Source organism: Pseudomonas sp. S2_F07 (genome assembly GCF_054668325.1).
In genome coordinates, this window is the sequence record NZ_CP162758.1 from 4,620,001 (window position 1) to 4,633,291 (window position 13,291).

A 13,291-nucleotide genomic window follows, 5' to 3' on the forward strand; every position below is an offset into this window, starting at 1 on the left:
TAACGACAATGGGTGTGAAAAACACCCACGCCGAAAGACCAAGGTTTCCTGCGCAACGTTAATCGACGCAGGGTTAGTCGGTCCCTAAGGCGAGGCTGAAAAGCGTAGTCGATGGAAAACAGGTTAATATTCCTGTACTTCTGGTTATTGCGATGGAGGGACGGAGAAGGCTAGGCCAGCTTGGCGTTGGTTGTCCAAGTTTAAGGTGGTAGGCTGGAATCTTAGGTAAATCCGGGATTCTAAGGCCGAGAGCTGATGACGAGTGTTCTTTTAGAACACGAAGTGGTTGATGCCATGCTTCCAAGAAAAGCTTCTAAGCTTCAGGTAACCAGGAACCGTACCCCAAACCGACACAGGTGGTTGGGTAGAGAATACCAAGGCGCTTGAGAGAACTCGGGTGAAGGAACTAGGCAAAATGGCACCGTAACTTCGGGAGAAGGTGCGCCGGTGAGGGTGAAGGACTTGCTCCGTAAGCCCACGCCGGTCGAAGATACCAGGCCGCTGCGACTGTTTATTAAAAACACAGCACTCTGCAAACACGAAAGTGGACGTATAGGGTGTGACGCCTGCCCGGTGCCGGAAGGTTAATTGATGGGGTTAGCTAACGCGAAGCTCTTGATCGAAGCCCCGGTAAACGGCGGCCGTAACTATAACGGTCCTAAGGTAGCGAAATTCCTTGTCGGGTAAGTTCCGACCTGCACGAATGGCGTAACGATGGCGGCGCTGTCTCCACCCGAGACTCAGTGAAATTGAAATCGCTGTGAAGATGCAGTGTATCCGCGGCTAGACGGAAAGACCCCGTGAACCTTTACTATAGCTTTGCACTGGACTTTGAATTTGCTTGTGTAGGATAGGTGGGAGGCTTTGAAGCGTGGACGCCAGTTCGCGTGGAGCCAACCTTGAAATACCACCCTGGCAACTTTGAGGTTCTAACTCAGGTCCGTTATCCGGATCGAGGACAGTGTATGGTGGGTAGTTTGACTGGGGCGGTCTCCTCCTAAAGAGTAACGGAGGAGTACGAAGGTGCGCTCAGACCGGTCGGAAATCGGTCGTAGAGTATAAAGGCAAAAGCGCGCTTGACTGCGAGACAGACACGTCGAGCAGGTACGAAAGTAGGTCTTAGTGATCCGGTGGTTCTGTATGGAAGGGCCATCGCTCAACGGATAAAAGGTACTCCGGGGATAACAGGCTGATACCGCCCAAGAGTTCATATCGACGGCGGTGTTTGGCACCTCGATGTCGGCTCATCACATCCTGGGGCTGAAGCCGGTCCCAAGGGTATGGCTGTTCGCCATTTAAAGTGGTACGCGAGCTGGGTTTAGAACGTCGTGAGACAGTTCGGTCCCTATCTGCCGTGGACGTTTGAGATTTGAGAGGGGCTGCTCCTAGTACGAGAGGACCGGAGTGGACGAACCTCTGGTGTTCCGGTTGTCACGCCAGTGGCATTGCCGGGTAGCTATGTTCGGAAAAGATAACCGCTGAAAGCATCTAAGCGGGAAACTTGCCTCAAGATGAGATCTCACTGGGACCTTGAGTCCCCTGAAGGGCCGTCGAAGACTACGACGTTGATAGGTTGGGTGTGTAAGCGCTGTGAGGCGTTGAGCTAACCAATACTAATTGCCCGTGAGGCTTGACCATATAACACCCAAGCAATTTGCTGCTCCTAGTTGAAGAAACGAAAGAGGCCAGATTGCGGTGTGTGAAGACGAAACGAACCGAAAGTTCGAGATACTCACAAAACACCAAACTATCACATACCCAATTTGCTGAAGCGAGGCCAACCGGTCACGACTCAGTACCCGAATTTCTTGACGACCATAGAGCGTTGGAACCACCTGATCCCATCCCGAACTCAGCAGTGAAACGATGCATCGCCGATGGTAGTGTGGGGTTTCCCCATGTGAGAGTAGGTCATCGTCAAGATTAAATTCCGAAACCCCAATTGCGAAAGCAGTTGGGGTTTTGTTTTTGTCCGCAGGAAAGTTCGCACAGCAACAACGAGCAGGTTCACGCTGTCACCGTCTCCCGACAATGCTAAGGTTCGCCCCTGGCGTTTGTATTTTCCAAGGAAGCCTTTATGCCGGACGCGACGTCCCTCAGTGCTGGTTTTATGGTGGTTCACGGCAACCGCCTGGACGAATTGCGCAGCCTGGTGGTCAGCTGGATGCGGCGCTACCCGCTGGCTCCCCTGGAGAATGAAATCGCGTTGGTGCAAAGCAATGGCATTGCCCAATGGCTGAAGCTGGCACTGGCGGAAGATGCTGAAGACGACGACATGGGAGGCTGCGGAATCGCTGCCGCCATCGACGTGCAGTTGCCCGGCAGCTTCATGTGGCAGCTCTATCGCATGGTCCTTGGCCGCGACGAAATCCCGGTCAATTCCCTGCTCGATAAAGCCCCGCTGACCTGGCGTCTGATGCGCCTGCTGCCGCAGTTGATCAACCAGCCGCACTTCGAGCCGCTGCAACGTTTCCTGACCCACGACACCGATCTGCGCAAACGTTATCAATTGGCTGAACGTCTGGCGGATCTGTTCGACCAATACCAGGTGTACCGAGCTGACTGGCTCGAAGACTGGGCGCAAGGTCGACATCAAACACGAAACGCCAGGGGCGAAACCAAACCCCTGACCCCGGCCAATTGCTGGCAGGCTGAGCTATGGCGCGCCCTCTTGCTGGACGTGGGAGAAGAAGGCATGGCGCAAAGCCGTGCCGGCGTCCATCAGCGATTTGTCGAGCGCATCAATAACCTCGAAACAGCTCCCAAGGGATTACCCTCGCGAGTGATCGTTTTCGGGATTTCTTCGCTGCCTGCCCAAGCCCTGGAAGCACTGGCGGGACTGGCGCGATTCAGTCAGGTCCTGCTGTGCGTACACAACCCCTGTCGTCACCATTGGGCGGACATCGTCGCCGATAAAGACCTGCTGCGCCATCAATACAAGCGTCAGGCCCGCAAGAGCGGCATGCCGGTAGTCATCGATCCGCAAACCCTCCACCAACATGCTCACCCGCTGTTGGCCGCTTGGGGCAAGCAGGGGCGGGACTACATCAACCTGCTCGACAGTTATGACGATCCCAGCAGCTATCGTTCGGCATTCCGCGACGGGCGCATCGACCTGTTCAGTGATGGTCTGCCGCTGAACGTGCTCAACCAGTTGCAGGACGACATCCTCGAGTTGCGTCCCCTCAACGAGACTCGGGAGCATTGGCCGGCTATCGATCTTGAACAGGACGAATCGATCCGTTTTCACATCGCCCATAGCGCCCAGCGAGAAGTCGAGATCCTCCACGATCAGCTGCTAGCACGTTTCAGCTCCGACCCGACATTGCGGCCCCGGGACATCATCGTCATGGTTCCGGACATCGACACCTACGCCCCGCATATTCGTGCCGTGTTTGGTCAGCTTGACCGCCAGGATCCGCGTTTCATTCCGTTTACCCTGGCGGACCAGGGCCAGCGCGGTCGTGATCCATTGCTGATTGCTGTGGAGCACTTGCTCAAGCTGCCTGACAGCCGATTCCCCGTCAGTGAGATTCTCGATCTGCTGGACGTCCCGGCACTGCGCGCTCGTTTTGGCGTTGAGGAGCGTGACCTGCCGACGCTGCACCGCTGGATCGAAGGTGCCGGCATTCGCTGGGGCATGAATGCCGAGCAACGTGCCGGGCTCGGGTTGCCCAATGAACTGGAGCAAAACAGCTGGCGATTCGGCTTGCGACGGATGCTGCTCGGTTATGCCGTTGGCAGCGCCGATGCTTATGAGGGGATCGAACCCTACGACGAGATCGGTGGTCTGGACGCTGCGCTCATCGGTCCGCTGGTTGCGTTGCTCGACGCGCTGGAAGTGGCTCACCACGAGCTCTCTCAGCCAGCATCGCCGGGGCAATGGGGCTTGCGCTTGCAGGCTTTGGTGCAGTTGTTCTTCCTTGCCGGTAACGAACACGATGACTACTTGCTGGCCCAACTCGAAGAGCTGCGCGAGACCTGGCTCGAGACCTGCGAGTCAGTCGGGTTGCAGGACGAGTTGCCGCTGACCGTCGTCCGCGAAGCCTGGCTTGCAGGTCTGGATCAGGGCCGTTTGTCCCAACGTTTTCTGGCCGGTGCGGTCAACTTCTGCACCTTGATGCCCATGCGCGCCATCCCGTTCAAACTGGTGTGCCTGCTGGGCATGAATGACGGCGATTATCCGCGCGCGCAACCGCCGCTGGATTTCGACCTGATGGGCAGTGATTACCGTCCGGGTGACCGCTCCCGGCGCGAAGACGACCGCTACCTGCTACTGGAAGCCTTGCTGTCGGCAAGGGACCAGCTCTACATCAGTTGGGTGGGCCGTAGCATCCGCGATAACAGCGAGCGGCCTGCCTCGGTGCTGATTGGCCAACTGCGTGACCACCTGGCCAGCGGTTGGCGATTGCTGCAAGGCGACGAGGATCTGCTGGAAGCCATGACCCGGGAACACCCATTACAACCCTTCAGTGCTCGCTACTTTCACGACGGTGATGAGTCGTTCAGCTACGCCAGCGAATGGCAGGTGCTTCATCAGGCGGCAGAGCAACAGGCAAGCGCCGAAGTGCTCGCGCCCCACGTCCAGGACGAACCTCTGAGTCTCGGTCAGGTGCAGGATTTCCTGCGCAATCCGGTACGGCACTTTTTCAGCCAGCGGCTGAAGGTCTTCTTCGAGGCGGCAGAAGTGCCATTGGCCGATGAAGAGCCCTTTGTCCTGGATGCGTTGCAGCGTTACAGCCTCAGTGACCGTTTGCTCGAAGCGGCGCTGGCAGATCCTGGAAATTCCGGGCAGGCACTGCAGGATCAGGCGAAACGTTTGCAGAACAGCGGGCTGCTGCCCATGGCCGGATTCGGTGAGTGCCTGCAACGGGAGTTGATCGAGCCATTGCCTGACTTGCTGCAACGCCACCAACAGCTCCTGGCGCTGTGGCCAACCCCCCTCAGCAGCGCGTTGCCCGTCAGTCTTGAACTGCAGGGCCTGCACATCGAGGGCTGGCTCAGCGGCCTGCATCAGCGTGCTGATGGTGGTTTGTTGTCTGTCACAACGATCCCCAACAGTATCGGCTCGATCAAGTCGCGCAAATGGCATCGCCTGACCCGCCCCTGGGTCAATCATTTGATGGCTTGTGCCAGTGGCATGGCCTTGACCACCGCATTGGTGGCCAGCGACGACAGCCTGTTGCTCGGTCCGCTGGACCAGTCCACGGCGCGGACAATTCTCGGTGACCTGTTGATGGCCTGGCAGTCGGGGATGCGCCAGCCTCTGCCGATCGCGGTCAAGACAGCCTTCGCGTGGCTGGGGCAAACCGACCCGGTCAAAGCCCAAGCCGCTGCGCGCAAGGCCTATGAAGGGGATGGGCAGACGACGGACGGAGAGCGTCGCGAAAGCCCGGCACTCGCGCGCCAATTCGCCGATTACGATGCCTTGGTCGCCGACGAGACGTTCCCCCAGTGGTGTGACGCGCTCTATCGCCCGCTTCTTGAAGCACCCTGGCGTTCACTGTCCAGCGAGGAGTCGCGCTGATGAGCACGAAGACACCGCTGGCCCTGGCATTCCCGCTGCGCGGCAGCCAACTGATCGAAGCCAGCGCCGGGACCGGCAAGACGTTCACCATTTCCGCGTTGTACCTGCGCCTGGTGCTGGGCAATGGCGGGGAGGACAGTGGTTTCGGACGAGAACTGTTGCCGCCGCAGATCCTCGTCGTGACCTTCACCGACGCCGCGACCAAAGAGCTGCGCGAACGCATCCGCACGCGGCTCGCCGAGGCCGCACGCTATTTCCGCGATGAAACCTCGGCCCCCGACAGCCTGATTGCCGAGTTGCGTGATCAGTACCTGCCCGAGCAATGGCCCGGCTGCGCAAACCGCCTGGATATCGCCGCCCAGTGGATGGACGAGGCAGCGGTGTCGACCATCCACAGTTGGTGCCAGCGTATGTTGCGCGAGCACGCATTCGACAGCGGCAGCCTGTTTACCCAGACCCTGGAAACCGACCACAGCGACTTGCTGGGGGAAGTCCTGCGCGATTACTGGCGGCTGTTCTGCTACCCGATGCAAGGTGACGCCTTGAATTGGGTGCGCAGCAATTGGGGCGGGCCGGCGGCGCTGCTGCCGCGGATTCGTGCGCTGTTCGCCAGCGAGCGGGATGCGCATGAAGGGAAAGAACCCGCCGAAGTGATTTCGCAATGCCTGCAAGAACGACGGACGGCCCTGATCGAACTCAAGAAACCCTGGCTGCAGTGGGCGGACGAGTTGCTTGTCATCTGTCACCAGGGCGTTGCCACCAAGGCTGTCGACGGTCGCAAGATGCAGGCACGCTATTTCGAGCCCTGGTTTGAAAAGATCAAAGCCTGGGCCGAAGACGAATCCCTCGAGCAACTGGATATCGGCACTGGCTTCACTCGCCTGACCCCGGACGGCATGGCTGAAGCCTGGAAGGGTGAGGCGCCTCGACATCCGGGGCTCGATGCGATGGCCGGACTCAAGGCCTGTCTCGATGGGCTGCCAACGCCTGATGCCGCCGTACTGCAACACGCGGCCCGCTGGGTCGGGGCGCGATTCGAGGAAGAGAAGCGCCGCCGCGCGGAAATGGGTTTCGACGACATGTTGCTGCGCCTTGATGCGGCCTTGCAGTCCGATGGCGGCGAACGCCTGGCAACCCTGATTCGTGAACAGTTTCCGGTCGCCCTGATCGATGAGTTCCAGGACACCGACCCGGTGCAATACCGAATCTTCGAGAGCATCTATCGCATTGAAGAGAACAGCCCCGAGTGTGGCCTGTTCCTGATCGGCGACCCGAAACAGGCGATCTACGCTTTTCGCGGTGCGGACATCCATACCTACCTGCGCGCCCGCCAGGCCACCACCGGCCGCCTGCACACCCTGGGCACCAACTTCCGCTCAAGCCATGGCATGGTCAACGCGGTGAACCATGTGTTCGAGCGCGCCGAGGCACGGGAGTCGGGCCGCGGCGCTTTCCTCTTCCGACAGAAGAATGGCGACAACCCGGTTCCTTTCACGCCGGTTGCCTCCCAGGGTCGCAAAGAAGTCTTGCGCATCAATGACCAGGCAATCCCGGCCTTGAACATCTGGCACTTGCCGGCCGAACAACCGTTGTCCGGTGCGGTGTACCGGCAACACCTGGCGGCTGCCTGCGCCAGTGAAATCACGGCGTTGCTCAATGGCGGGCAGCAGGGGCATGCGGGGTTCTCCCAGGACGGCAAGGCCTTCAGGGGCCTGCTGCCGGCGGACATCGCCATCCTGGTACGCGATGGCAAGGAGGCGCAGGCGGTTCGTGCGCAATTGGCCGCCCGTGGCGTGCGCAGTGTTTACCTGTCGGACAAGGACTCGGTGTTCGCCGCCCAGGAGGCGCATGACGTGCTGACCTGGCTCAAGGCCTGCGCCGAGCCGGATGTCGAGCGACCGCTGCGGGCCGCGTTGGCCAGCATCACGTTGAACCTTTCGCTGACTGAGCTGGAGCGACTGAATCAGGACGAGTTGGCCTGGGAATCCCGGGTCATGCAGTTCCGTGGCTATCGCGAAGTATGGCGCAAGCAGGGCGTACTGCCGATGCTGCGACGCCTGCTGCACGACTTCCGCCTGCCCCAGGCGCTGATCGCCCGCAGTGACGGCGAACGCGTGTTGACCAACCTTCTGCACCTTTTCGAACTGCTGCAACAAGCCGCCGCGGAGCTTGATGGCGAGCAAGCCCTGATCCGGCATTTGTCCGAGCATCTGGCGTTGTCCGGGCAGGCTGGCGAAGAGCAGATCCTGCGTCTGGAAAGTGATGAGCAATTGGTCAAGGTCGTGACCATTCACAAGTCCAAGGGCCTTGAATACCCCTTGGTGTTTCTGCCGTTCATTTGCTCGGCGAAACCGGTGGATGGCAGCCGCCTGCCGTTGCACTACCACGATGAATCCGGCAATGCCCAGGTCACGTTGAAACCGACGGCAGAATTGATTGCCCTGGCTGACGATGAGCGTCTGGCCGAGGATCTTCGCTTGCTCTATGTCGCCCTGACCCGGGCGCAACACGCCTGCTGGCTGGGGGTGGCCGACCTCAAGCGCGGCAACAACAATGGCTCGGTGCTGCATCTGTCGGCATTGGGTTATCTGCTGGGCGGCGGTGCGCCTTTGGCCGATTCCCCGGCGTTGCAGCTTTGGTTGCGGGACCTGCAACAGGACTGCCCGGCGCTGGCGTATGCCGAGATGCCTGAAGCGACAGCGGAGCATTACCAGCCACCGCAAAACGACGCAGCGCTGCTGGTTCCGCTGGTTCCGAAACGCAAGGCCAGTGAAAACTGGTGGATTGCTTCCTACAGCGCGTTGCGCATTGGCGACACCCTGAGTGTCGGCACCGACGAGGCGCCGGAGAGCCCGCAGGCGCAAAAACTGTTCGATGACGAACGCCTCGACCCGCAGGCCCCTCGGGAAGTGGTGGCCGGTGGCGGCGATATCCATCGCTTCCCGCGCGGCCCGAACCCTGGGACTTTCCTCCATGGCTTGCTCGAATGGGCGGGGGGCGAAGGTTTTGATGCGGCACCACAGGAGGTGATCGACGCCATTGCCCGTCGCTGCAACCGTCGAGGCTGTGAGGGCTGGATCAGCACCTTGAGTGACTGGCTGCAGCATCTGCTCAAGTCGCCGTTGCAACTGGGCGGCGGACAGGCACCGGTGATATTTGGCCAGTTGACGCAGTACCAGGTCGAGATGGAGTTCTGGTTCGCCAGCCATAAGGTCGATGTGCTCAAGCTCGATGCGCTGGTGTGCCAATACACCCATAACGGCGTGGCCCGGGTGGCCGCGGAACCGGTGTTGCTCAACGGCATGTTCAAGGGCTTTATCGACCTGACGTTCGAACATGACGGCCGCTATTACGTGGCCGACTACAAATCCAACTGGCTCGGCGTCGATGATGCGGCCTACACCGCGCAGGCCATGGAGCAATCGATTCTCGACAACCGTTATGACCTGCAATACGTGTTGTACCTGTTGGCCCTGCACCGCCAACTCAAGGCGCGGCTCGCCGATTACGACTACGACCGGCATGTCGGCGGTGCGTTGTACCTGTTTTTGCGCGGTACGCGCGCGGCCAGCCAGGGGGTGTTTTTCGCCCGGCCGCCAAGAGAGCTGATCGAACGCCTGGACAGGCTGTTCCAGGGCAAGCCAGAACCCAAGGCCGAGCCCGCCTGGGAACAGGGAGTACTGTTATGAGTCGCACATTCGCCGATTTGTTGCCCACATCGCTGGCAGCCGAAAGCCTGGCCGATCTGGTGCCGCTGAGGCGTGCCGACGACTTGCTGTTATTGCTCACGCGTTGGGTCGAGCGTGGCTGGTTGCGCGCGCTGGACAAAGCCTTTGTGGCGTTTCTGCATGAGCTGGCCCCAGAGGATGATCCGCTGGTGTTGCTGGCAGCCGCGCTGACCAGCCACCAGTTGGGCCACGGGCATGTCTGCCTCGACCTGTTCGAGACGCTGAAAGAACCGGACTTCGCCCTGTCGCTGCCACCCGAAGGTGACGTGCAAGGCGGCGCGATGCTGCTGCCCTCGCAATTGCTGGGATCGCTGGACGGCGCTCATTGGTGCAAGGTGCTGGCCGCCAGCAACCTGGTCGCGCTGGCCGCTGACAGTCGTGACAACGTACGCGACCGGCCTTTGGTGTTATCGGGCAAGCGCTTGTACCTGCGCCGCTATTGGGCCTACGAGCGGCGGATCGACGTTTCCTTGCGCGAGCGTCTGACGGAACACGAATCCACGCCGAGCGACCTGCTCCAGCGCCTCACCGGTTTGTTTGGTCCAGCCCGGCCGGGTGAAGTGATCGACTGGCAGAAGCTGGCCTGCGCCCTGGCGACACGCAGTGCCTTCAGCATCGTCACGGGGGGGCCGGGAACCGGCAAGACCACCACCGTCGTACGCTTGCTGGCGTTGCTCCAGGCGCCGGCGGTCGAGGCCGGCATGCCCCTGCGCATTCGCCTCGCCGCGCCTACCGGCAAGGCCGCGGCGCGTCTGACCGAATCCATCAGCCAGCAGGTCCGGACCTTGAAGGTCACGGAGGACGTTCGGGAAAAGATCCCCTCCGACGTCACCACCGTTCACCGCCTACTCGGCAGCCGGCCCGGGACTCGTCATTTCCGTCATCACGCGGGCAATCGCCTGCCGCTGGATGTGTTGGTGGTGGACGAGGCCTCGATGATCGACCTGGAAATGATGGCCAACCTGCTCGATGCCTTGCCGCCCCATGCGCGCCTCGTGCTGTTGGGGGACAAGGACCAATTAGCGTCGGTAGAGGCCGGTGCGGTATTGGGGGATCTGTGTCGCGACGCGGAGGCTGGCTGGTACAGCCCGCAGACACGCCGGTGGCTGGAAGCCGTCAGTGGCGAAAACCTGCAGGCCAGCGGATTGCAGGAGGATGCGCAGGGCACTCATCCATTGGCTCAACAGGTCGTGATGTTGCGCCATTCCCGGCGATTCGGTGAAGGCAGTGGCATTGGCCAACTGGCTCGCTGGGTCAACCAGCAGCAACCCGATGAAGCCCGCAAGTTGTTGTCGGCGCGAAGCCATGACGATGTGCATTGCCTGTCCCTCAAGGGGGAGCAGGATCGGGCCCTGGAACGCTTGCTTCTCGACGGCCACGGTGAGGGGCCGCAGGGTTATCGACATTACCTGAGCGTGCTGCGCAATCAGCGACCGCCACTGGACAGCCCGCTGGAAGATTCACGCTGGATTGATTGGGCTCGACAAGTGTTGCAGGCCTTTGACGCATTCCAGTTGTTATGTGCCGTGCGCAAGGGGCCATGGGGTGTCGAGGGCTTGAACCAGCGGGTGACGGAGGCATTGCTCAGGGCGCGCCTGATCGACAGCGACCAGCAGTGGTACGAAGGTCGCCCTGTGCTGATGACCCGCAACGATTACGGGCTAGGGTTGATGAACGGCGATATCGGCATCGCCCTCAAGCTCCCGGAGCAGGAAGGCCAGGGGACTGGAAGGCAGGTTCTGCGTGTGGCATTCCCACGCAATGATGGCCAGGGTGGCGTGCGATTTGTCCTGCCCAGCCGCCTGAATGATGTCGAAACCGTGTACGCCATGACCGTGCATAAATCCCAGGGCTCGGAGTTCGCGCATACCGCGTTGATTCTTCCCGATGCCTTGAATCCGGTACTCACCAAGGAATTGATCTACACCGGCATTACCCGGGCCAAGGACTGGTTCACCTTGATCGAGTCCCGTGCGGGGGTGTTTGAAGAGGCGGTGAAACGCCGGGTCAAACGCTTGAGCGGGCTGATGCTGGAGCTCAAGGACGGCAGCGAGCCGACAGGCTGAAAGGTCAGTAACAGGCTGTAGGAAAATGTCCGAGGCTGCGTAGTACGTGGCCTCGCTGGCATTTCCTCGCTGTGCTATCGTTGCGGCATCATTTCGCTACGGTCAAAGAGTATCCCTGCATGAAGGTGGCTGTCAGGACGACAGAGTGCGTCGTTGGCTGTAGAAAAGCGCTGCTTGCCATCCTTCTTTGTCTGCTGGCCAGCGTCGTTTTCGCTCAATCGCAAGCCCCGGTGGGCATGGCGGACCAACGTGCCAAAGCGGTTACCCAGGTAGTCCTCGGAATCCTCAGCTATGCCCGCTGGCCCGTCGAGCCTTTGCTGCTGCGCTTGTGCCTGGTCGGCCCTACCGAATACACCGACGACCTGGTCAAAGGCACGACCCAGGCGACCGGTCGACCTGTCGCGGTGCAGCGTTTGTTGGCCGACAACCCTTCGATTGTCAGTGACTGCGATGCGGTTTATATCGGCAAGCTGACCGGCGTAGAACGCAGCCGATTGTTTGCCGCGTTGATCGGGCATCCGGTGTTGAGCATCAGTGAGAGCGACGAGCAATGCACCGTCGGCAGTCTGTTTTGCTTGCGGGTCAGCGACGAGCAGGTGTCGTTCGAGGTCAATCTCGACTCTGTCGCCCGCAGCGGCGTACGCATTCATCCGAGCGTGCTGCAACTGTCCCGTCGCAAACCGGCGGCGCCATGAAAATACTGAAACGGGGCAATCGCCCGACTTTGCATTCGGTCATCGGTCGCGGCAACCTGCTCGTTGCGCTGGTAGGCGTCGCCATGGCCAGTGTTTCACTGACGTTGCTCGGTGTGCTGGCCTTGCGCGTGTACGCCGACAACAACCTGCACCTGATCGCCCGCTCGATCAGCTACACCGTGGAAGCCGCGGTGGTGTTCGACGACAAAACCGCCACCACCGAAGCGCTGGCGCTGATTGCCTCCAACGAAGAGGTGGCCGACGCCCAGGTGTTCGACCAGCAGGGCCAGTTGCTGGCCCGCTGGCAACGACCGGAAACCGGTTGGGTGTCCGATCTCGAATTGCACATCGCCAAAGCGTTTCTGGAAGAACCCATGAGCATGCCGATCCTCCATCAAGGGCGGGAAGTCGGCAGCATCAGGCTCACCGGTCATGGCGCCAGCCTGATGCGCTTTTTGCTCAGCGGTCTGGTGGGCATCATCTTGTGCACGGCCATCAGCGCCTGGGTTGCACTCTTTTTGGCGCGCCGACAACTTCGCGGGATCATCAAGCCCCTGCGCAACCTGGCCGCCGTCGCCCACGCCGCGCGCATTGACCGCGCCTTTGACAAGCGCGTGCCGCCCGCCGACATTACCGAACTCGATAATTTCGGCAACGACTTCAATGCCCTGCTCGATGAGCTCGAAGCCTGGCAGTCGCACCTGCAAAGCGAAAACGAATCCCTGGCTCACCAGGCCAACCACGACAGCCTCACCGGATTGCCCAATCGGGCGTTTTTCGAAGGTCGCCTGATGCGCGCACTGCGCAGCGCCAACAAGCTCGGCGAGCGAGTGGCGGTACTGTTTCTCGACAGCGATCGCTTCAAGGAGATCAACGACAGTTTCGGCCATGCGGCGGGCGATGCGGTGTTAGTGGCCGTGGCCAATCGGGTTCGGGCGCAACTGCGCGAAGGGGACCTGGTGGCGCGCTTGGGTGGCGATGAGTTTGCCGTGCTGCTGACGCCACTGCACAAGACCGAAGACGCCGAACGGATTGCCGACAAGATTCTGGCCAGCATGGACATGCCGATTCCATTGCCGGGCAGTACCCAGGTACTGACCTCCCTCAGTATCGGCGTCGCGGTGTACCCGGATCATGGCGCAACGCCGGGTGCCCTGCTCAACGCCGCCGATGGCGCGATGTACCAGGCCAAGCGCCTGTCCCGAGGCGCACAGTACACGGCAGGGTCGGAGCACCCTGCCGCCGATGTTCAAAACAGGAGCTGATTTACGTGTT

At 60.6% G+C, this 13,291-nt stretch carries 5 protein-coding genes and 2 rRNA genes (1 of these 7 cut by a window edge); all 7 read left to right on the top strand.

Translation table 11 applies throughout. The features are described from left to right. Positions 1-1,638, top strand: a 23S ribosomal RNA gene (locus AB4O40_RS20930) (it extends 1,256 nt beyond the left edge of the window). A 169-nt stretch (positions 1,639-1,807) separates the two neighbouring features. Beyond that, positions 1,808-1,923, top strand: a 5S ribosomal RNA gene (gene rrf / locus AB4O40_RS20935). A gap of 154 nt (positions 1,924-2,077) precedes the next feature. Beyond that, positions 2,078-5,527: an exodeoxyribonuclease V subunit gamma gene (gene recC, locus AB4O40_RS20940; protein ID WP_460053508.1), complete on the top strand. Its 3,450-nt coding sequence runs from the start codon at positions 2,078-2,080 to the stop codon at positions 5,525-5,527. Beyond that, entirely contained in the window at positions 5,527-9,216 is a 3,690-nt protein-coding gene (gene recB, locus AB4O40_RS20945) for an exodeoxyribonuclease V subunit beta (protein WP_460053507.1), read from the top strand. The genes recC and recB overlap by 1 nt, the downstream gene beginning before the upstream one ends. Then, entirely contained in the window at positions 9,213-11,321 is a 2,109-nt protein-coding gene (gene recD / locus AB4O40_RS20950) for an exodeoxyribonuclease V subunit alpha (RefSeq protein ID WP_223542311.1), read from the top strand. Before recB ends, recD begins: the two co-directional genes overlap by 4 nt. A gap of 119 nt (positions 11,322-11,440) precedes the next feature. Further along, entirely contained in the window at positions 11,441-12,016 is a 576-nt protein-coding gene (locus tag AB4O40_RS20955) for a YfiR family protein (RefSeq protein ID WP_056728113.1), read from the top strand. After that, the gene (locus tag AB4O40_RS20960) at positions 12,013-13,281 is read left to right on the top strand and encodes a diguanylate cyclase domain-containing protein (RefSeq protein WP_460053505.1); all 1,269 of its coding nucleotides are present in this window, start codon (positions 12,013-12,015) and stop codon (positions 13,279-13,281) included. Before AB4O40_RS20955 ends, AB4O40_RS20960 begins: the two co-directional genes overlap by 4 nt. Positions 13,282-13,291: the final 10 nt, after the last annotated feature.